Annotated in this window: 19 protein-coding genes; 7 read left to right on the forward strand and 12 right to left on the reverse strand. The window is 40.0% G+C overall.

Annotated features, from left to right (window positions below):
* Positions 1-878, reverse strand: an 878-nt coding sequence (locus AC4PL9_RS05835) for a DegT/DnrJ/EryC1/StrS family aminotransferase (protein WP_491603834.1), incomplete at its 3' end; no start/stop codon positions are given.
* 349 nt (positions 879-1,227) lie between these two features.
* On the opposite strand from AC4PL9_RS05835, the gene AC4PL9_RS05840 reads away from it, so the two are divergent.
* The 5 genes from AC4PL9_RS05840 to rplT all read left to right on the forward strand — a co-directional run bounded on the left by AC4PL9_RS05840 (position 1,228) and on the right by rplT (position 4,647).
* Complete coding sequence (locus tag AC4PL9_RS05840; RefSeq protein ID WP_491603835.1) at positions 1,228-1,365, forward strand: hypothetical protein; 138 nt, start codon at positions 1,228-1,230, stop codon at positions 1,363-1,365.
* Positions 1,366-1,456: 91 nt separating this feature from the next.
* Entirely contained in the window at positions 1,457-3,397 is a 1,941-nt protein-coding gene (thrS, locus tag AC4PL9_RS05845; protein ID WP_491603836.1) for a threonine--tRNA ligase, read from the forward strand.
* 21 nt (positions 3,398-3,418) lie between these two features.
* Positions 3,419-3,967 carry a translation initiation factor IF-3 gene (gene infC / locus AC4PL9_RS05850; RefSeq protein ID WP_491603837.1) on the forward strand — a complete coding sequence of 183 codons (549 nt, stop codon included), beginning with the start codon at positions 3,419-3,421 and terminating at the stop codon, positions 3,965-3,967.
* Between the two features lie 42 nt (positions 3,968-4,009).
* Positions 4,010-4,204, forward strand: a complete 195-nt coding sequence (gene rpmI, locus AC4PL9_RS05855; RefSeq protein ID WP_343789586.1) for a 50S ribosomal protein L35 — start codon at positions 4,010-4,012, stop codon at positions 4,202-4,204.
* Positions 4,205-4,299: 95 nt separating this feature from the next.
* A complete protein-coding gene (gene rplT / locus AC4PL9_RS05860) occupies positions 4,300-4,647 on the forward strand; it encodes a 50S ribosomal protein L20 (protein ID WP_343789589.1) in 348 nt (115 codons plus the stop codon).
* 147 nt (positions 4,648-4,794) lie between these two features.
* Here the strand turns inward: rplT and AC4PL9_RS05865 are convergent, their stop codons facing one another.
* The 3 genes from AC4PL9_RS05865 to AC4PL9_RS05875 form a co-directional block, all read right to left on the reverse strand.
* Positions 4,795-5,238 (reverse strand): response regulator, encoded by a 444-nt coding sequence (locus AC4PL9_RS05865; protein ID WP_491603838.1) that lies wholly within the window; start codon positions 5,236-5,238, stop codon positions 4,795-4,797.
* Positions 5,239-5,375: 137 nt separating this feature from the next.
* Entirely contained in the window at positions 5,376-6,722 is a 1,347-nt protein-coding gene (locus AC4PL9_RS05870; RefSeq protein ID WP_491603839.1) for a sigma-54-dependent transcriptional regulator, read from the reverse strand.
* Entirely contained in the window at positions 6,719-9,073 is a 2,355-nt protein-coding gene (locus AC4PL9_RS05875; RefSeq protein ID WP_491603840.1) for a hybrid sensor histidine kinase/response regulator, read from the reverse strand. The genes AC4PL9_RS05870 and AC4PL9_RS05875 overlap by 4 nt, the downstream gene beginning before the upstream one ends.
* 308 nt (positions 9,074-9,381) lie before the next feature.
* Here AC4PL9_RS05875 and AC4PL9_RS05880 point away from each other — a divergent pair, with 308 nt between their 5' ends.
* Together AC4PL9_RS05880 and AC4PL9_RS05885 are read left to right on the forward strand one after the other, a co-directional pair.
* Positions 9,382-10,050 carry a porin family protein gene (locus AC4PL9_RS05880; protein ID WP_491603841.1) on the forward strand — a complete coding sequence of 223 codons (669 nt, stop codon included), beginning with the start codon at positions 9,382-9,384 and terminating at the stop codon, positions 10,048-10,050.
* Between the two features lie 128 nt (positions 10,051-10,178).
* Complete coding sequence (locus tag AC4PL9_RS05885) at positions 10,179-11,858, forward strand: DUF4139 domain-containing protein (RefSeq protein ID WP_491603842.1); 1,680 nt, start codon at positions 10,179-10,181, stop codon at positions 11,856-11,858.
* Positions 11,859-11,924: 66 nt separating this feature from the next.
* On the opposite strand, the gene lpdA is transcribed toward AC4PL9_RS05885, so the two are convergent.
* The 8 genes from lpdA to hpt all read right to left on the reverse strand — a co-directional run bounded on the left by lpdA (position 11,925) and on the right by hpt (position 20,915).
* On the reverse strand, positions 11,925-13,328 hold the full coding sequence (gene lpdA / locus AC4PL9_RS05890; protein ID WP_491603843.1) for a dihydrolipoyl dehydrogenase: 1,404 nt from the start codon (positions 13,326-13,328) through the stop codon (positions 11,925-11,927).
* Between the two features lie 62 nt (positions 13,329-13,390).
* Positions 13,391-15,400: a urocanate hydratase gene (gene hutU / locus AC4PL9_RS05895; RefSeq protein ID WP_491603844.1), complete on the reverse strand. Its 2,010-nt coding sequence runs from the start codon at positions 15,398-15,400 to the stop codon at positions 13,391-13,393.
* 90 nt (positions 15,401-15,490) lie between these two features.
* A complete protein-coding gene (locus AC4PL9_RS05900; protein WP_491603845.1) occupies positions 15,491-17,761 on the reverse strand; it encodes a PKD domain-containing protein in 2,271 nt (756 codons plus the stop codon).
* Between the two features lie 2 nt (positions 17,762-17,763).
* Positions 17,764-18,096: a hypothetical protein gene (locus tag AC4PL9_RS05905; protein ID WP_491603846.1), complete on the reverse strand. Its 333-nt coding sequence runs from the start codon at positions 18,094-18,096 to the stop codon at positions 17,764-17,766.
* A gap of 87 nt (positions 18,097-18,183) precedes the next feature.
* On the reverse strand, positions 18,184-18,777 hold the full coding sequence (locus tag AC4PL9_RS05910) for a phosphatase PAP2 family protein (protein WP_491603847.1): 594 nt from the start codon (positions 18,775-18,777) through the stop codon (positions 18,184-18,186).
* Positions 18,778-18,779: 2 nt separating this feature from the next.
* Positions 18,780-19,769 carry a GTPase ObgE gene (gene obgE, locus AC4PL9_RS05915; protein ID WP_491603848.1) on the reverse strand — a complete coding sequence of 330 codons (990 nt, stop codon included), beginning with the start codon at positions 19,767-19,769 and terminating at the stop codon, positions 18,780-18,782.
* A 12-nt stretch (positions 19,770-19,781) separates the two neighbouring features.
* Positions 19,782-20,360, reverse strand: coding sequence for an adenylate kinase (locus AC4PL9_RS05920; protein ID WP_491603849.1), 579 nt, complete (start codon positions 20,358-20,360; stop codon positions 19,782-19,784).
* 21 nt (positions 20,361-20,381) lie between these two features.
* Positions 20,382-20,915: a hypoxanthine phosphoribosyltransferase gene (hpt, locus tag AC4PL9_RS05925; RefSeq protein ID WP_491603850.1), complete on the reverse strand. Its 534-nt coding sequence runs from the start codon at positions 20,913-20,915 to the stop codon at positions 20,382-20,384.
* Positions 20,916-21,014: the final 99 nt, after the last annotated feature.

Here is a 21,014-nt window from a genome sequence, read left to right on the forward strand (position 1 = left end):
GTATACTGATGGAAAACATGATTCGAGTGAGGAGTTCTTTCCGGAACTTTTATACCGGGAATCTTCGATAATTCGCTATCATAGTATTTCGCTACTTTATTCCGAGCAGCAATGTATTCATCAAGTTTTTTCAACTTAACAACCAAAACAGCTGCTTGAATTGAATCCAACCGGGAATTACATCCAACAACATCATGATAGTATCTTTCACTCTGGCCATGATTAGCAATCATTCTCATCTTAGCTGCCAACTCATCGTCATTGGTAAAAATAGCTCCCCCGTCTCCATAACACCCTAAGTTCTTTGATGGAAAAAATGAGGTTGCTCCAATATGTCCAATCGCACCTGTTTTTTTTACTGAACCGTCTGAGAATTTGTAATCACATCCGATTGCCTGCGCGTTATCTTCAATGACTTTGACCCCCCTCTCTTCAGCTATCTGCATAATCTCTTCCATATTTGCTGCCTGCCCATACAAATGAACCGGAACAATTGCCTTTGTTTTGGAAGTGATCACCTTTTTTAGATGTTCAACATCCATACAGAAATCATCTTCATTCACATCTACAAAAACCGGCTTCAAGCGTAACAAAGCAATCACCTCTGTAGTAGCTATATAGGTAAATGAAGGTGTAATAACTTCATCCCCCGGCTGAAGATCCAAAGACATGAGAGCAATTTGAAGTGCATCTGTTCCGTTAGCACATGGAATCACGTGCTTCACCCCAAGATACTCCTCCATATCTGACTGGAATTGCTTGACATAAGGTCCATTAATAAATTGTGCTTTTGATAAAATTTCCTGAATAGCAGCATCAACATCCGACTTAATATTCTCGTACTGAGTAATCAAGTCTACCATTTGAATTTTTTTCATACTTTATAACGATTGCAATCGTGCTCTTTTTTTCAAGTTGTAAATATAAGTAAAAACAATCAACCCGACTCCTGACAGACAATCCAATAGTTAAAATCAGGGCTTTTATTTCCTCCCTATGCAGACAATAGTTCTGAGCATTTTTAACCTATGCACCCAATTTATCTACTTTTATGAAAAAGTAGATTTCTAATACAACGACTTTGTTTTTACAACTGTTTCACTTAAAAAAGAACTTTTCAGTAAGTACCACCCTTAAATGAGAGCCGGTATTCAGGTCAATCCATAATACCTCACAGCAAACAATGAAGAATTAGTTGCCTACAGGGTCATTTTAGACAATATTACCATGGCTGATTACACGTTAAACAACACCGTTATAGCTATTATTGAAGACTCGGCATTATTATTAGGAAAAGGCATTCTGGACAAATTCAGTAAATGGGAGATTGACGCCAACAAAAAAGAGTTGATCTTATACCGTTGATACCCCGTATATCATTTCATGAACTCCTAACATAAACGCTATACTTTATTTGCTTTTTCCTGTATATTTGCAGTTAAAAATTAAGTATATTATGATAAAAGTAACTCTGCCTGACGGCTCGGTTCGGGAATACGAATCAGGAGTCTCAGCGTTAGATGTAGCCAAAAGCATCAGCGAAGGTCTTGCCAGAAATGTACTGGCAGCGAAAGTAAACAATGAGGTAATTGACGCAACACGCCCTTTAACGACGGATGTCACACTTCAATTGTTGACCTGGAATGATACGGAAGGTAAGTCTACGATGTGGCACTCATCCGCTCACCTGATGGCAGAAGCTCTTGAATTCTTTTATCCGGGAATAAAATTAGCAATCGGACCACCCATTGCGAATGGTTTTTACTACGACATTGATTTTGAAAACCATCACATCGTAGAGGCAGATCTCGAAAAAATCGAGAAAAAGATGATAGAACTGGCAAAACAAAAGAATCCTTATGTTCGCCAGGAAATCTCAAAGAATGACGCGATTGCCTTTTACAAGGAGAAGCAGGATCCTTACAAACTGGAACTTCTTGAAGATCTTGAGGACGGTAACATAACCTTCTATACACAGGGGAACTTTACCGACCTGTGCCGTGGACCTCATATTCCCAACACAGGGTTTATCAAAGCTGTAAAACTTACTTCCATAGCAGGAGCATACTGGCGGGGAGATGAAAATAACAAACAGTTGACTCGTATTTATGGAATTACATTCCCTAAAAACGCTGAATTAACTGAGTACCTTGAAAAACTAGAGGAAGCGAAAAAGCGAGACCACAGGAAACTAGGGAAGGAATTAGGTTTATTTACCTTTTCTCAACGTGTAGGTCAGGGGCTTCCATTATGGCTACCAAAAGGAGCTGCCTTACGCGAAAGACTGGAACAGTTCCTTCGTGTAGCTCAAAGAAAGGCGGGATATGACCCTGTGGTAACTCCACATATTGGAAATAAGGAGTTATATGTAACGTCAGGACATTATGCGAAATATGGGGAAGACTCGTTCCGTCCAATTCATACACCTGACGTTAATGAGGAATTCCTGTTAAAACCGATGAACTGTCCTCACCACTGTGAGATATTCAAAGCACTGCCGCGTTCTTACAAAGATCTTCCAATTCGATTTGCTGAGTTCGGAACCGTTTACAGATATGAACAAAGTGGAGAGCTTCACGGACTTACACGTGTTCGAGGGTTCACTCAGGATGACGCGCACATTTTCTGCACACAGGAACAGGTGAAAGACGAATTCAAAAAGGTTATTGATCTTGTTCTATACATCTTCAAAACATTGGATTTCCAAAATTTCAAGGCTCAAATTTCCTTGCGTGATCCGGAGAAACCGGAAAAATATATCGGAGAAGAATCAAACTGGGAAAAAGCAGAGCAAGCTATTATTGAGGCTGCCGCGGAGAAAAACCTTGATACCATCGTTGAATACGGTGAAGCTGCTTTCTACGGACCTAAGCTTGACTTTATGGTACAGGATGCCCTCGGACGTGAATGGCAGCTGGGAACAATTCAGGTCGACTACAACCTTCCTGAACGCTTTGAACTTGAATACACAGGAAGTGATAACGAGAAACACCGTCCTGTTATGATTCACCGGGCACCTTTCGGTTCTATGGAACGCTTTATTGCTGTACTACTGGAACATTGTGCCGGAGATTTCCCTTTGTGGCTTACAACGGAACAATTTGCCATACTTCCTATTAGTGAAAAATTCAATGAATATGCGGAAAAAGTTTCGGAAGTCCTTAAAAATTCCGATATTCGCGGTTTCGTTGACAGCCGTAACGAGAAGATAGGCAAGAAAATACGTGAAGCGGAATTGAACAAAATCCCTTTCATGCTGATTGTAGGAGAACAGGAAATGCTTGGAAGCAAAGTTTCTGTACGACGACGAGGCGAAGGTGATTTAGGTTCTATGACCGTGGAGGAATTTACTGCTCTTCTTAATGAAGCTGTAAAGAAAGAATTAGAGAAAAATTAAATTAAACGTTAGAGACTTTTAATGAGAAAAGGATCAAAGAAACGCTTCCAACCCAGACAACAGGAAGAACAACATCGTATTAATGAACGCATCTCAGCTAGAGAAGTACGTTTAGTAGGTGACGGAATGGAACCAGCTGTTATGTCTACTCCTCAGGCGCTGAAACTGGCTCAGGAACAAGAATTGGATTTGGTAGAAATATCTTCAAATGCCAATCCTCCGGTATGTAAAATACTGGATTACAAGAAATTTCTTTACGATCAGAAAAAGAAACAAAAGGAATTAAAAGCCAAGCAATCTAAAGTTACGGTGAAGGAAGTCCGGTTCGGACCTAACACTGACGATCATGATTTTAACTTTAAGTTGAATCATGCCCGTAAGTTCTTAGAGGAAGGTCATAAAGTTAAGGCTTTTGTTTTTTTCCGGGGGAGAACGATTGTGTTCAAGGAGCGTGGAGAAATCCTTCTGCTTAAATTTGCTCAGGAACTTGAAGATGTAGGTTTATTGGAGCAAATGCCTAAGCTAGAAGGAAAGCGAATGACCATTATGATCAATTCCAAGAAGAAATAATAAGAGAATCTGATATAGAGGTAACTTCAAAACAAAGAGAAAATGCCAAAAATGAAAACTAAATCCAGTGCGAAGAAGAGATTCACCGTTACTGGTAGTGGAAAAATTAAAAGAAAACATGCTTTCAAAAGCCACATTCTTACAAAAAAATCCACTAAGCAAAAAAGAAGATTAACACACGCAGGGCTTGTTCACAAGTCAGATGAGTCGAACATCAAAGTTCAGTTGTTAATGTAATAATCCTCTCCGGAGGAGGTTAAATGTTAAACCCGGAGGTGAGTAGCTAAGTTTGTTGAAATAGCACAACACTTTCTTCCAAAAAACAAAAGATTATGCCAAGATCAGTAAATCATGTAGCTTCAAGAGCTCGCCGCAAAAAGGTGATGAAGCTTTCCAAAGGATACTTTGGACGTAGAAAAAATGTTTGGACTGTAGCGAAAAATGCTGTTGAAAAAGGTCTTCAGTACGCTTACGTAGGTCGTAAACAAAAGAAAAGAAATTTCCGTTCTCTTTGGATTATGCGTATTAACGCTGCTGCCAGAATGCACGGAATGTCTTACTCAGAATTTATGGGTAAAGTAAAAGCTAATAATATCGACTTGAACCGTAAGGCGCTAGCTGATTTAGCAATGAACCACCCTGATGCATTCGCGGCAGTTGTAAACGCTGTTAAGAAGTAATACAAACAAAATTTTCTCTCTATATCAGAAAAATCCCGGCAATTGCATTGCCGGGATTTTTTTGTTTAGTTAAAACCAATCCCCTAACCTAAGTTCTCCAGTCCGGGATACAACCAAATTAAACTAAACCAGGCATCCTTCTATTCGTTAATTCTGTCCGGGTATCTCCGCACACCCAATTCGTTTCAGTAACAACACCTCCACCAGTCTGATCAAGCGATTGATCATATTTTCATCCTTAGGTACAAAACCTCTCACTCTGTTACCGAAAAACACAGAAACACGCTCAATATTTACTTCTCCCGAAACAACGATAATATCACATTGCCTCTTTCTCGCCTCTATCTCTCTCAAAATATCAAGCCCTTGAATATTTTTCCCCTTGCCTGTCGGGGGTAAAACCAGATCAATCACCAAAATATCAACGGAAACTGCCACCTCTTCCAACGCCTCATGTCCGGTAGAAAAGCTTTTTATTTCAAATGTGTACCCTTCAAAAACTGGACTATCAATCAGTTTCCGGATACTTTGGTTCATGATTCTGAGAAAGTAAGGATCATCTTCTACAGTTATTATTTTTATGGTTTTCATTCGTCTCTCGCCAATTTCCTTTATAACTGGCAAGTTGTATACCAGAAAACATAAAAAACTCATATACAGAACAATACATAAAAAAGAAGTATTCAACCTGTTTCAAAATGAAACAATCTGTTTCTATTTTGAAGTATTCATTCCGATTCTTTCAACATTCTGTAAATGGTAGTTCTTCCAACATCCAAAAGCCGGGAAACCTTACTGATATCATTATCATGTTTTTCAAGAAAATGTTTTACGATTTCAATTGAATACTCCCGTAATGTTTTATTTGTTCCTAACAAATCTTTTGTCTCGATTGAAGAACGCAGACTCAAATGTTCCGGTTCAATTGTATCACTATCGGTTAAAATACAGGCAAGATCTACTACGGATTTTAACTCCCTGATATTTCCAGGCCATGAATAATCCAACAACTTCTCTCTTGAAGATGCACTTAAACGTTTTATCTCTAACCCGTTCTCCTCTGCAAATGTTTTACAAAAATACTCGGCCAGTAGTATTACATCCTGATCACGTTCCCGAAGTGGAGGTAAAATAACATTTAGACCAAAAAGTCTGTAATACAAATCTTCTCTGAAATTCCCTTTTTTCACTTCTTCATACAAATCCCGATGAGTAGCAGCTATAATCCTGCAATCCACTTTTATCTCCACATTGCTACCTAGCCGTGCAATTTCTTTTTCCTGCAGAACTCTCAACAACTTTGCCTGTACTCCCAGAGGCATTTCACCTATCTCATCCAAAAACAAAGTCCCTCCGTCTGCCTCTTCAAACTTTCCGATTCTCTTATTGGTTGCGTGTGTAAAAGCCCCTTTCTCAAAACCAAAAAGCTCACTTTCGATCAGTTCCGATGGAATTGCAGCCACGTTTACAGCAACAAACCTTCCCTCTTTTCTGGAGGAACCATAATGAATTGCTTTTGCAAGAACTTCTTTACCTGTTCCTGTTTCTCCGTTGATAACAACCGAAATATTTGATGACAAGGCTTTTTCAACCAACTTTAGGGATCTTTGTAAAGCCGAAGAATTTCCAATAATAGAACGAGAGAAATCATGTCTCTTCACTACCTCCGAACGCAAACCTCTGATTTCAGATTTAAGCTGACGGTTTTCAGAAATATGCCGGAGTGAATTCAATAAATTCACCTTCATCTCTCGTGTCTTTACCAGATATTCAGATGCTCCGCTTTTCATCAATTCAATAGCGGTCTGTACATCTTCCTGCTCTGACACAATAAGAATATCTATAGAGGGATCTACCGCCTTTACTTTTTTCATCAACTCTTTTCCGGTCATATCCGGAAGACGATAATCCAGAGACACAATGTCCGGTTTGAAATTATCCAAATCCTTCAAAAAGTCATTTCCCGAAAAATAACTTCGCACTTCATATTCCTGAATCAAGCTGACTATGTGACACAAAAATTTGTTAAACCATTCATTATCCTCAACAACTGCAACTTTTAAGCTCGGGTTCATATTTTACTTTTCAATTCTGTTAATTTCTTCTCAACCATATACCGTACTGCTTTATACTCTTCATCGACTTCAATCATCACTGCACGAAGATCCTTCCAACTTTCTCCCGAGAAAGCCATCCGCTCCAATTCTTTCAAATGATTGTACAAGGTCATTGCCCCAATGTGTTTATTGGGAGAAGCAATCTTATGAGCCGCCTCACGGATTGCTTGTATATCCTGGTTTTTAAATGCCCGATCAAGATTTTCAACTCCCTCTTCTGTTGATGATATGTAAATCTCCAGTAATTCGATCAGAAAACCATTTCCTCCTTCATCCAGCGATTCCAACTCTGTAAAATCCAATCGTTCACCAACCGGTACTCTGAACTTTGACGGAACAAATTTTTGTAAGACATGTATTAATCGTGTTTCTGTAAAAGGCTTTGTAACCATCGCTACCATTCCCGAATCCAGTGCTTCTTTCTTTTCCTCCGGAGAAACAGTAGCAGATACACCTATCACAGGGATTGCTGCAATGCGTTCATCCTGACCAGCTTTTAAATCTCTTGTTGTCTGACTCCCGTCTTTTCCAGGCATACGTAAATCCATCAAAATAATATCGATCGGATTACTCTCCAGATAACTCATTACTTCCGTTCCATCAGAAAGTTCGTGTGTCTCTGTTCCATTACGCTTCAACAAGGTTCGGAGTAGCTTCCGGTTAAACTCATTATCATCAACGATTAGCACTTTCAAACCATTTAGATTTAATTTCTCCTCTACCTCTTCTTTCAGATTATCTGTTGCTGAAATATCATCTACTAAATCAACAGGTATTGTAACTGTAAACACGGTTCCTTTATCCAACTCACTTTCGAGGTGAATTGTCCCTCCAAATAAATCAACCAGGCGTTTTGTAATAGACAGACCTAAACCAGAACCTCCATACTTTCTAAATGTATCTGAACTGGCCTGCGTAAATGTATCAAAAATTCCTTCCAGTTTTTCTTCGGGAATACCGATCCCTGTATCAGCAATCGTAAATACCAACTCACAGTAAGCCGATTGTCTCTCCTGAACATTCACTTCAATTGTTATCAGTCCGTTTTCTGTAAATTTCGTCGCATTTCCAACAAGATTCAACAGTATCTGTCTGAGGCGGGACGGGTCTCCAACTACCCATTCCGGAACATCCTCCGAAAATGTCACTTCAATTTTATTTCCCTTTTCCAGACTTCCCGTTTTCACAATCGTTAAGACATCCTCTACAATTAATGCCGGATCGAACTTTACCGCTTCCAATTTCATTGACCCTTTTTCAAGTGTAGAAAAATCAAGTATTTCATTAATGATTTGTAACAGATGATCCGAACTCTTCTTTATAACCAGTAACGATTCGAAAGTATCCGGCTGTAAATCCGACTTCAGTAATTCATCAGTAAATCCAGCAATAGCATTCATAGGAGTCCGAATCTCATGACTCATATTTGCAAGAAAGTCTTCCCGGGTTTTCGCCAGTTCTTCAGCGTTTCTCTTTGCTCTTTCCGATTGCTCCCTCGATTCCCTTACACTTCTTTGATAACGAATAATAAACCAGATAAGAACAAGCATCAATATGGCAATAATCAATGAAAAAACAAGAATTATAATTTTTGTTTGTTCTGCTTTCTTTTCAGCAATGCTTCCTTTACTCATCGTGATACCGGTCTTCTTCTCCGTGATCATCCTGCTGACCTTTGCTATCCGATTCGTCACATTAATCAGTTCAGCATGAATCCATGCATAATCCTGTTCTCTTATACGAATCGCTTTCTTTAGCTCATTCCTCAAATTAGCAAAAACATTACCTGCCTGAGCTTCGTAACGCTCCCGCATTTTCTTTTGTGCAAGCAATAATCTTTTTTCATTCTGTACTACCGGAATATTAATCAGATCACTCTCCAAACCATCCAGCACCCCTTGAAAATCGGGAAGAAAATCATACCTGAATAACGAATCAAGCACCACCTCCTTCTCTTCCGAAAGCTCAGCCAGTTGCTTCATCAAGTCGGCTATTTCACGATTACTTTCTCCTTTTCGTAATTCATTTCGCAAGGAATCCTGTGCTTCAAGCGCCCTTCTGTAACCAAAATAATAAACAGAGTCATTATACATTTTAAAGGATAGCAGTGCAAGTTCTGCTTCGGCAAACCGCTTTTGCACTTCGCCTACTAGTCGCACCTCCCGATCAGATTTTGCTTCGTGCAAAACCTCTCTCAAAAGTCCGGACAAATAACGATTCGAGATAATTGCCGTTACCAAAACACAAATTACCCCTACTATAACCAGTAAAATTATACGTTTAGTTGTATTCTTTTCTGATAATTCCATAATCCCATTTTTGTCACTTCGTGTTTCAATTTGAATACCAAAAGGTAATTACATCTTTTCCAGCTAAGAGCAGGCATAGCATAAAGCACTACTAAACAACTCCTTATCTAAAAAAGAAAAGCATCCATTCTTCACAACCAAAGATAGCACTAATAGAAACTTGTTCCAAATTCGGAAACTTGTTTCATTTTGAAACAAAAAGATATTACCCTGCGACAACTTAACACACTGCTAATCTTTAATTTACAAAAAACAAGATGAAATGGAACAGTAGTTGAAATTATTCTGGCAAACAAAAACGCATCGTTATGAAAAATTCAAAATCACTCAAAAGAATACTATTAGCTGCGTCATTACTTTTTACAGTATACGCAGAAGCACAAATCGGACGATTTCAGGTAGGACCGCGTTTTGGAATGGGAGCATCAGACATTAGCATAAGTGATGTCAACGGAGAACGTTTAGGCTTTCATACGACAGCCGGGATTTCATCCCGTTTCAATTTCACTAATTTTTTCGCACTTAGTGCGGACTTCTTACTCGATTACAGATCCATGTACCGCGACAGAACCGGGGTTATTGTGGATTGGAATGAATTTGGACCTGCCGATTACGTAACACGAACCAATCTCTTGTATGCATCCGTTCCTTTATTGGCTCACCTCAGTGTTGGTGGAGACAAATTTCGCATAGGTATTATGGCAGGGCCCAGTCTTAATTTCTTCTTATATGGTGATCAACATGACATATACAGAGAAGAAAATCTAAGAGATTACGATGAACGAACCCGTCTCGAAGACATGAACACCTTTAATCCGGGTTTTTTGTACGGAATTGGGTTTTACTCTATGACAAAATCAAATCAGACAGTTTACCTCGACATACGCCACAGTTTTGGATTAGAACGTATTGGTAAGGTAAATGGAAACAATATGTATAACCAGAATTTATCTCTGAGTTTAGGACTTTTATTTTGATCAACTAGTTTAGTGTGTGTAGTAGTAGTTCACAATCGTGCCTGTCAGGTCTTCTGGCGGGCATGATTATTTTTAGACAAAATGAACCTATTCTATTTTCAAGTGTACCGCATTGAAAATAGAACATCATGAAATATTGTTTCACATTCATTCTCACTGCATTTCTGGTCACCAATAAAGTTGGGGCAACTCAGGAAAAACCATTACAATCAACTTTGACAGACGTAAGAGTCTATACACGCGGAGCCATGTTGTACCATAAAACCAACTACTCTGTTTCATCCGGAGTAAACAAGGTAATTATTGAAGGGATATCTCCTAATATCTCTCCCCAAACATTACAATTAACCGTTTCCGGTGATGTTGTTATTCTGGATTCCAAATATGAATTGTATTATCCCGAGCCCGCACCTATAGATAAAAGCGGATTTCCGGCTCACATCACTAAAAGTATTACACTGCTTACCGACTCTATTTCGAATACTAATTATGCCATCACGGATATTAATAATCAGATTTCCGTAATAAAGTCCTCCAAACTCATACTCACAAATAACGGTGCCATTAAAGGACAGGGAAAGGTGAACGATTCCATCCCTATGCTGAAAGAAGCGTTGGAGTACTATTTCAAAAAAATGAATGAATTGAATACTATTCAAATGAAACTGGAACGACAGGAAGTTGAAACTACAAAGAAGTTAAATCGTATGCGGGAACGACTAGAAGCTTTAAAAAATTACGGCAACAGTAATGGGCTACCTACCCCTGTAACGAATCAACCTGTCCCCCGAGTTATAGTAACATTGCAGGCAGGTCAGTATGTATCCGGGAAAATAAATCTTTCTTACCTTATCAACAACGCAGGTTGGTCTCCTCAATATGATTTGAGAAGCTCAGGTGCTCAAAATACAATTGACCTGACCTATAAAGCAAATATTCACCAAAATTCGGGAATCAACTGGAAAAATGTCAAACTAAGTCTTTCCACAAATGACCCGCATCAAAATAGAAACAAGCCGGAACTACATCCCTGGTATATTGATTATCAAATGTACAACCAACAACCTCGAAGCGGCGCCATCCAACAGGATGCCTACAAACGACTTAGCAGACAAGAAGAAATGGCGGAATATAAAACCACCAAAGATAAAGTTGCATCCGAGAGTATGAGTAGCGCTGACTTTACAACAATAGTTCAACATATGATTTCCGCAGAGTTTGTTATTGACCTTAGCTATACGATTCCTTCTGATAATAAATCGCACATGATATTGGTTAATAACGAAAAACTACCGGCAACCTTCAGACATTATGCAGCCCCTAAGCTCAATGAATCTGTATATCTGGTAGCCGAACTTACAAATCTGGAAGATCTTCAGCTTCTTCCAGCACGCGCCAATGTATTTTTTGATGGTGCCTATATGGGCGAAACCTATCTTGACCCCGGATCTATGAATGATACTTTACGCCTGGGGCTTGGTATTGATCAGAATGTGTTAATTAAAAGACGAATGGATAAAAAATCTTTTAAAGAGAAATTATTGGGATCGCAAAAGATGTCTACTTACTACTATGAAATTGAAATTAAAAATCAGAAGTCGTCAACTATTCATCTGGTAATCGAAGATCAGGTTCCTGTCACAAATAATGAGGAAATTGAGATTGAGATTCTCGACAAAGGAAAAGCCCGGTTAAACGAAACAACCGGAATACTGGAGTGGAATATGACACTAAAAGGCAAAGAAAGTAAAACTCTTCGTTTTGGTTATTCCGTAAAATCAGACAAACACAAACAACTTTTTCTCTAATCCAACCATCACAAAAAAAGCAGGTTAATTGATAACCTGCTTTTTTATTATTGTATTTTCGTATCGTTAAACGTGCAAAGGACGACCTTCTGACGCATCCAAAGCAGCTTCCTTAATCGCTTCTGAGAAAGTAGGGTGCGGATGACAGATACGTGCAATATCTTCAGCCGAAGCCCGGTATTCCATTGCTGTTACAGCCTCCATAATAAGATCTGCTGCACGCGGTGCAATCATGTGTACGCCAAGAACCTCATCAGTCGTCTTATCAGCAAGTATTTTAATCAGTCCCATTATATCCATACTTGCACGAGCTCGCCCAAGTGCTTTCATCGGGAAAGACCCTACCTTATATTCAACTCCTGCAGCTTTTAATTCCTCTTCAGTCTTACCAACTGCAGCAACTTCCGGCCAGGTATATACAACTCCCGGAATCAGATTATAATTAAGGTGTGGCTTTTGTCCCGCTAACAATTCAGCAACAAAAACACCTTCTTCCTCTGCTTTATGTGCAAGCATTGCACCTCTTACAACGTCTCCGATTGCGTAGATTCCCGGTACATTTGTCTGAAGGTGCTCATTTACTTCAACCTGACCGCGATCATTCAGTTTTACACCTGCATTCTCAAGGCCCAGCCCTTGCGTGTAAGGTTTTCTTCCCACAGCAACAAGGCAGTAATCTCCTTCAAATGTTACTTCATTATCTTTTTTGTCCAAAGCAACAACCTTAACTCCTTTACCAGTATTTTCTACCTTCTGCACACGGTGTTGAAGATTAAACTTAAAGCCTTCTTTCTTCAAAACCTTCGTCAACTCTTTTCCTAACGTACGATCCATCGTAGGAATAATTGAATCGGCAAACTCGACCACTTCAATCTCCGCTCCCAAACGGGCATAGACAGATCCTAGCTCCAACCCGATAACACCTCCTCCAATGACAATCATTTTCTTAGGTATCTCATCTAATTTCAATGCTTCTGTCGAAGTAATGATTCGCTTTTTATCTGGTTCCATTCCCGGAAAGAAATTTGGTTTCGAACCGGTAGCAATAATCGCATATTTTGTTTCAACAGTAGTTTCTTTTCCTTCAGAATCTGTTACTTTCACATGATTTTTATCTACGAAAGACCCGACTCCCTGAAGAACATCAACTTTATTTTTGTCCATCAAAAACTTGATTCCGCCACTTGTCTGATCAACCACTTCTGATTTACGCTTGATCATTTGTGTCAGGTCAGCTTTAGGTTCTTCAATCACAATTCCGTGTTTTGCAAAATTGTGCTTCGCATTATGAAAATGCTCCGAAGAATCTAATAATGCTTTAGATGGAATACATCCTACATTCAGACATGTACCTCCCAGATTAGCATATTTTTCAATTATCGCCGTTTTCATTCCCAGCTGTGCACAACGGATAGCTGCGACATATCCTCCGGGTCCTGAACCTATTATGGTCACATCATATTTACTCATGTCTCAGTTTATTTGAATACTTACAAAGTTAATTTTTCTTTCGTATCTCAAAGAGATAACTATCACAAGTTAGCACTTTCCAGTAGTTTGTCATCAACCAATTCGGGAAGTGTTACTTTTAGTCGTGGTTCAACTTCCATCGCACGCTTAATAGCAAACATTGCATTTTCGTTTCGGGCCCAGTTACGACGGGCAATTCCGTTGTTCACATCCCAGTGGAGCATCATTTTAAGTCTTCTATCCGCTTCTTTTGAACCATCCAGAAGCATTCCGAAACCTCCGTTAATTACTTCTCCCCAACCTACTCCTCCACCGTTATGGATAGAAACCCATGTTGCACCACGGAAAGAGTCTCCGATAACATTCTGAATCGCCATATCTGCAGTAAATCGTGATCCATCATAGATATTTGATGTTTCGCGATAAGGAGAATCTGTCCCGGAAACATCGTGGTGATCTCTTCCGAGAACAACCGGCCCGATTTCTCCAGCAGCAATCGCATTATTAAACGCTTCTGCAATTTTCATTCTTCCTTCCGCATCAGCATATAAAATACGAGCCTGACTTCCTACAACCAGTTTATTCTCTTGCGCACCTACGATCCATTGGATATTATCGGACATTTGCTGTTGGATTTCTTCCGGTGATTTGGCTTTAATTTCTTCCATTACACGGAGTGCAATCTTATCGGTATTTGCCAGATCTTCCGGTTTCCCTGAAGCACAGACCCAACGGAAAGGTCCAAACCCAAAATCAAAACACATGGGACCTAATATATCCTGTACATAAGAAGGATATTTGAAATCTATTCCATTCTCAGCCATCACATCGCCACCTGCACGAGAGGCCTCCAAAAGAAACGCATTTCCATAGTCAAAGAAATAGGTTCCTTTTGCCGCATGTGCATTTACTGCCTCAGCATGTCTTCTCAGGGACTCCTGTACTTTTTCTTTGAACTTTTCAGGCTCAACTGCCATCATTTCATTTGACTGCTCATAGGTCATTCCAGCAGGATAATACCCACCTGCCCATGGATTATGCAATGAAGTCTGATCCGAACCTAAGTCCACATATATGTTTTCTTTCAGGAACTTTTCCCAAACATCAACGACATTTCCTTTAAAAGCAATAGAAACAATTTCCTTATTCTCTTTCGCTTTTCTCACCCGATCACATAATTCATCCAGGTCACCTATTACTTCATCGACCCAACCTTGCGAGTGTCTGGTAATAGTTGCTTTATCATTGACTTCTGCTGTAACAGAAATACAACCTGCTATATTTCCGGCTTTTGGTTGTGCCCCCGACATCCCGCCCAGACCAGCAGTAAGAAAAAGTTTTCCGGCAAGTCCTTCTCCGTTTTTCGCAATTTTTCTTCCGGCATTTAATACGGTAATCGTCGTCCCATGTACAATTCCCTGTGGACCGATATACATATATGATCCCGCAGTCATTTGTCCATACTGGGTTACTCCTAGTGCATTAAAACGCTCCCAATCATCCGGTTTTGAATAATTCGGGATCATCATTCCATTCGTCACCACAACGCGGGGAGCATCTTTATGTGATGGAAACAATCCCATCGGATGCCCTGAATACATTACCAAAGTTTGCTCATCCGTCATCTCGGACAAGTATTTCATGGTCAACCTGTACTGCGCCCAATTCTGGAAAACAGCTCCATTACCTCCGTAAGTAATCAATTCATCCGGATGTTGTGCGACCGCGTGATCCAGATTATTTTGGATCATTAACATGATCGCTTTTGCCTGCTCAGAATTACCGGGATACTCACTAATGCTTCTCGCATACATTTTGTATTGAGGCCGATAGCGATACATATAGATACGACCATACGTATTCAACTCATCAAGAAAATCATTAATCAACTCTGTATGCTGGTCTTTCGGAAAATAGCGTAATGCGTTACGAACTGCCAGTTTCTTTTCTTCCGGAGTAAGTATGTCTTTTCGTTTCGGAGCATGGTTAACCGTAGGGTCTACAGGTTGTTTTTCCGGGATTATCGTAGGTATTCCCTGTTGTATGTCCTGATGAAATTCTTCTAATGTCATTCTATTCGATTTTGTATCGGTTACAAAGTTAATAATCAAAAAAAGGTTCCCCTAACAGGAACCTTTTTATTTTCATCTATTCAGAAGATTTTAGCGAAGAACATTTAGGTGTCCACTATATTCATATTTCTTATCTGTAGTACGATCCACCGCTTTGATTTTCCAGATATAATTTCCTTCCGGAACCGGTTTTCCTCCATAAGTTCCATCCCATTCCGCCTCCGGGTGATGTGATTCCCACATGATCTCACCCCAGCGGTTATATACAACCAATTCAAATCCCTGATCATCAATCCCGTCGACATGAACTCTCCACTTCTCATTAAACTTATCACCATCCGGCGTGAATGTATTAGGCACATACAGTAATATATCCGGAACAATAGCAATCAAGTTGGCTGTCGAATCGGTACAACCGTCCTCCGAAGTGATTTTCAAGGTTACAAGGTATTCTCCCGGTTTCTCCTCCGGAAATTTCACTTCCGGATTTTCTTCCATTGAAACAGCCGGCTCTCCGTCTTCAAATGTCCACTCATATTCATTGCCTAAATAAGACTGATTCGTAAAAACAGCTTCGGGTAATGTTACCTTTGGATTGAAAGGAGACCATGCAAATTTTGCTATCGGGTCTTCAAAAACAGTAAAGAATTTTTCTTTTTTCAATGTGTCTCGGCATCCTTCAGGTGAAACGACAATCAACCTTACATTATATGATCCCGGTCTGTCTTCTTCCATGTGAATTACCGACTCATTCTCATAATATGGTCCGTTTCCAAATTGCCAAAATAATTGATCAGATAGACTTGGATCTGTTTCATTCTTAAACACAAAAGTTGCAGGAGGACATTGTTCCGTATTATCTACAGAAAAATCTACACCCGGTACTTCCGCTGCTGCAATACGTCCCGTTAATTCAACCTCAGGTGTAGTGCAACCGTCTGAAATGGTTACTGTGTAATCCGAAGTCTCTCTAATCTCAATTGATAATACTTGTGATGTTCCAACTACCATTCCGTCAGAATCTTTCCACTCATACGAATACGGTCCTCCATTTCCCCCTGAAACATTTAGTACCCTTAGTGTTCCTATCTGTGTAGGGCAAACCGTATCGTTAGGCGAAATTGTAGCAGAAAGCAGAGGATAAAGATCAATCAATACCGTATCCCGTTCCGAAATACAATTAAATTCATTTTCTGCATAAACGGTATATTCTCCCGGTGTTATTGGTGAAATAGATTGATTACTTCCTAAATCAGAGGTGTGCCCCCAATGAAATTCAAAAACCGATCCTCCAGTTGCTGATGCAGAAATAGTAGTTGTTCCATCAATACATATAATTTCGTCTGGACTTAACGAAACAACAGGAGTAGGAGATATATTAACTGTAACTGTCTCTGTAACCGAGCATCCATCACTGTTCGTTGCCGTAACGGTATATACTGTTGTAGACATTGGGGATACCGTATGTGAACTTCCTGCTCCCAATCCATTGTCCCAAACATACGTTGATGCTCCGGAAGCAGAGATAATAGCTGTTTCTCCCTGGCAAATAGTTGTTTCACCTCCCTGTCCATCTACATCAACTGCAACAATAGCTTCCGGAAGCACTGTTATGGTTGTCTGATCAGAATCTGTACAGGGAACTACACCAATTGTATAATTTATTGTATGCGTCCCTGGTCCTGCCGCTGCCGGATTAAACGTACCATCTGAAGAAACTCCCGGTCCACTCCAATTTCCTCCCATATTATTAGCAACAAGCTGAAAAGGAGAATCACTTGTACATATAGGCCCTGAAACCGGACTTATTGTTGCATCAGGTATTCCTGACTGCGCCCCGGGCAAAGGACCTAACTCCAACGTAAAAGAGTTACTACCCGGAGTTGAAAAATTTTGTACAATGATCATGATTTCCTGTCCGGCGGTAACATTCGGAGCAGGAACACTGGATCCACAAGGAAATGCTGTACCGAACTGTACACATCCTCCTGAGTTAGAAGCGTAATTACAACCAATGGCATTCGCCGGATTCAGAATTGCATCACATGGTGACACTCCTGGGGGTATATTAAAAATTGCAACATCCACAAAGCCGGAATTAGAACTCCCGTCTACCAAAAGGTTTAGTGGCCCTCCGGAAGTAATGTTCAATGTTATAAATCCGTAATCATGATTTCCGGCCATTCCTGTTGCGCATCCTGCATCAGCAAAACTCCCCCCGGCATACGGACCTGTCGTCGGCAAGAAATCAAATGGTTGAGACTGCCCCTGCTGACAAACCGACGTTTCAACATTACACTGAGCATTCAGTAGTGTTGAGCAAAATAAAAGCGATAACGCGACACTTATTTTCTTCATCATAACTATTCCTCCAAATCATATCTTTTGAAACTCATCCCATTGACTAGAAAAAGAAACGTCTCTTCCTTTTCTTCCTGTGTCACATCCTCACCGAATGAAAAAATGCAAACACCCCCTGCGATTGATAAGTCTGTAATTAGTAAGCGATCACGGTTAGAATAGTCGATTAATCGTTGTTCCAACTCTGGAACATATTCTATAGTATGTTCAAACTGATAGGTTTGTTCTGAAACCTTTGTAATAACAGCCTTTGCCTCATGACTAAAAGAATCCTGAGAAAAAGAATGAGATGACATTAGCACAAAACAGGCTGTAATAATAAAGTAGTTTTTCATAGTTCATTTGAAATAGATATTTCATAAACGTTATGAAACAGTAAAGGTTGCTTTATTATTTTATATTTCCGTATATCTTGTTAATTATTAAACACTACTCGTCTTTTTTCGGGCAGGAATAACTTTTTTAAAGATAAATACCGGCAAAAGAGCAGCCAGCAAACCGACTAATGTGCCAACAAACACATCTGAAGGATAATGAACTCCCAGATACATTCTGCTATAAATAACAAGAACATGAGCTACCAGCAGTCCGATAATGAGTGGTTTATTTTTCTTCAAAACCAGAAGAGCGAATGTCACCATCATCCCAAAATTAGCTGCATGTGATGATACAAAACCAAATTGTCCTCCTTTGTAGAAACTTCCGTCTGGAAATTTATGTAAGTGTAAGTAGTGTTGCAAGTCAAGATTATGTGAAGGTCTGTATCGTTCAAACACGTTTTTAAAAAGGTGCACACTGGTTTGGTCAGCAATTGCCACTCCCAGTATTGCGCAGACTAAAAACAGCGCAGCTCCCTTCCCTCCATATTGTCTATACGCAAGATAAATAAGAAACAGATACAATGGAATCCATGTAAACTTCCCACTAATCACCCACATACATGTATCCAAAAATGGTGTATGCCCGCTATTAATAAGTAATAGTAGTTGTTGGTCAATATGTTCCAACCACTCCATCACTATTTATGAAGTTCCTGCCAGATACAATCTTTTAACTCTTCCAATCCCTGTTGAGCTACTGACGAGATAAAGACATAAGGTATATTTTCGGGGATATCTGACTTCATTTGTTCCTTCATGATATCATCCAGCATATCAGCTTTTGAAATTGCAAGGATTCTTTGCTTATCCAATAACTCCGGATTATACATCCGTAGCTCATTTTCAAGAACCTCATACTCCTTTCGAATACTGTCCGCATCAACCGGAACAAGGAAAAGTAACAGTGAGTTACGTTCTATATGACGCAAGAACCGATGCCCCAATCCTTTTCCTTCATGAGCTCCCTCTATAATCCCCGGAATATCAGCCATAATAAACGACTGGTGTCCTCTGTATGCCACAATACCCAGATTAGGTGTCAACGTGGTAAACGGATAGTCGGCAATTTCCGGCTTTGCAGCCGATAACACAGACAACAAAGTACTTTTCCCTGCATTTGGAAAACCGACAAGGCCAACATCGGCAAGTACTTTTAGCTCAAGAATGACCCACCCCTCTCTGTGATCCTCTCCCGGCTGAGCGTACTCAGGAGTACGATTCGTAGATGTTTTGAAGTGGTTATTTCCTAATCCACCTCGTCCTCCACTCATTACGATCTTTTCCTCTCCTTCTTCGGTAATCTCAAATAAGACTTCTCCTGTCTCACCGTCTTTTACGACAGTACCCAGAGGAACATCCAAATACACATCTTCTCCTTGTGCTCCGGTTTTCAGATTTCCTGATCCGGCATCACCATGACCTGCCTTGATGTGTTTACGGTACTTAAGATGCAACAAGGTCCACATTTGCTTGTTTCCTTTCAGAATAACGTGTCCCCCACGCCCCCCATCTCCTCCATCAGGACCTCCTTTTGGAATATATTTCTCCCGTCTCATGTGACGAGAGCCTGCTCCTCCTTTACCGGATTTACAGTGAATCCTGACGTAATCTACGAAATTGGTTGCCATCTCTACTATTCTCTATTTTGCAGCCTTATCTATTGCTGTATACAAACGCTCTGAAATCTCATCAATAGAACCAACTCCGTCAATACTAACAAACTTATCCTGAGCGGCATAAAAATCAGCAACAACAGCAGTTTGATCATTGTACACTTTGATTCGGTTTCTAATGATCGTTTCATCCTGATCATCCGCACGCCCACTATCTTTTCCTCGTAAAAGCAGTCGCTTAACCAATTCATCTTCCGGAACAGCAAGTGCTACCATCAAATGAACTTCTGTTGATTTCTCTTTCAAAAAAGCTGACAAAGCTTCGGCCTGTGCTGTAGTTCTTGGAAAACCATCAAAAATAAACCCTTTTGCTTCCGGGTATTTTTCTACTTCACTTTCCAACATTCCAATCGTTACCTCATCCGGAACCAACTGCCCCTTATCGATGTAGCTTTTGGCCAGGGTACCCAATTCTGTTCCCCCTTTAATATTTGCTCTGAAAATATCTCCGGTCGACAAGTGAACCAATTCATATTTGTTTACCAGTCTTTCTGATTGTGTTCCTTTCCCTGCTCCCGGAGGGCCAAATAATACTATATTCAACATATATTTGCTATTTTCTCAAAGTTAATCATTTATAACGTACAACTCAGGGAGCTCTCGCCCCAGGTTGTTGTAATCCAATCCATATCCGACCACAAAATCATTAGGGATTTCCAATCCTGTATAATCCGGTTTTTGACTTCCCCGGAAAGCGTCCGGTTTGAATAATAAAGTGGCAACCGCTACAGAAGCTGGCTCCATTGCCGCCAATTCCTTCCGCAGTACATCCACTGTCAAACCTGTGTCTACAATATCCTCTACAAGAATAACATGTCTGTCTTTAAGCTCTGCTGAAATTCCTATCAGACGTGATAAATTTCCCGAAGAGGCAGTTCCTTCATAAGAGGATACTTTCACAAAGTGAATCTCCGGTCCGCAAGTTAGTGTTTTGACCAAATCAGAACAGAACATAAAAGCTCCATTCAACACGCCAAGTACAATCGGTTGTTTTCCATTATACTTTTCATTCAAAACTTCAGAAACATGTGAGACAGCCCGAGCAATCTCTTCTGTAGAAAGATAAGGTCTGAATTTTTTATCACCTATTTGAATAATCAAAACCTGCAATTTTAGCCACAAATGTACGATTTTCAATGGTAAGAAAGTACGCTTCTGTCAATTTAGAAGGATTTTCGAACGATCTGCTCTCCGGAAAGG

The sequence above is a fragment of the Wandonia sp. genome (assembly GCF_984588085.1).

Bases quoted from the DNA above. Each gene is read 5' to 3' on its own strand.
- AC4PL9_RS05910 (WP_491603847.1), bottom strand. From the start codon at position 18,777: ATGGAGTGGTTGGAACATATTGACCAACAACTACTATTACTTATTAAT.
- AC4PL9_RS05875 (WP_491603840.1), bottom strand. From the start codon at position 9,073: ATGGAATTATCAGAAAAGAATACAACTAAACGTATAATTTTACTGGTT.
- AC4PL9_RS05900 (WP_491603845.1), bottom strand. From the start codon at position 17,761: ATGATGAAGAAAATAAGTGTCGCGTTATCGCTTTTATTTTGCTCAACA.
- infC (WP_491603837.1), top strand. From the start codon at position 3,419: ATGAGAAAAGGATCAAAGAAACGCTTCCAACCCAGACAACAGGAAGAA.
- lpdA (WP_491603843.1), bottom strand. From the start codon at position 13,328: ATGAGTAAATATGATGTGACCATAATAGGTTCAGGACCCGGAGGATAT.
- obgE (WP_491603848.1), bottom strand. From the start codon at position 19,769: ATGGCAACCAATTTCGTAGATTACGTCAGGATTCACTGTAAATCCGGT.
- AC4PL9_RS05870 (WP_491603839.1), bottom strand. From the start codon at position 6,722: ATGAACCCGAGCTTAAAAGTTGCAGTTGTTGAGGATAATGAATGGTTT.
- AC4PL9_RS05880 (WP_491603841.1), top strand. From the start codon at position 9,382: ATGAAAAATTCAAAATCACTCAAAAGAATACTATTAGCTGCGTCATTA.
- AC4PL9_RS05840 (WP_491603835.1), top strand. From the start codon at position 1,228: ATGGCTGATTACACGTTAAACAACACCGTTATAGCTATTATTGAAGAC.
- hutU (WP_491603844.1), bottom strand. From the start codon at position 15,400: ATGACATTAGAAGAATTTCATCAGGACATACAACAGGGAATACCTACG.
- thrS (WP_491603836.1), top strand. From the start codon at position 1,457: ATGATAAAAGTAACTCTGCCTGACGGCTCGGTTCGGGAATACGAATCA.
- AC4PL9_RS05865 (WP_491603838.1), bottom strand. From the start codon at position 5,238: ATGAAAACCATAAAAATAATAACTGTAGAAGATGATCCTTACTTTCTC.
- rpmI (WP_343789586.1), top strand. From the start codon at position 4,010: ATGCCAAAAATGAAAACTAAATCCAGTGCGAAGAAGAGATTCACCGTT.
- AC4PL9_RS05920 (WP_491603849.1), bottom strand. From the start codon at position 20,360: ATGTTGAATATAGTATTATTTGGCCCTCCGGGAGCAGGGAAAGGAACA.
- rplT (WP_343789589.1), top strand. From the start codon at position 4,300: ATGCCAAGATCAGTAAATCATGTAGCTTCAAGAGCTCGCCGCAAAAAG.
- AC4PL9_RS05885 (WP_491603842.1), top strand. From the start codon at position 10,179: ATGAAATATTGTTTCACATTCATTCTCACTGCATTTCTGGTCACCAAT.
- AC4PL9_RS05905 (WP_491603846.1), bottom strand. From the start codon at position 18,096: ATGAAAAACTACTTTATTATTACAGCCTGTTTTGTGCTAATGTCATCT.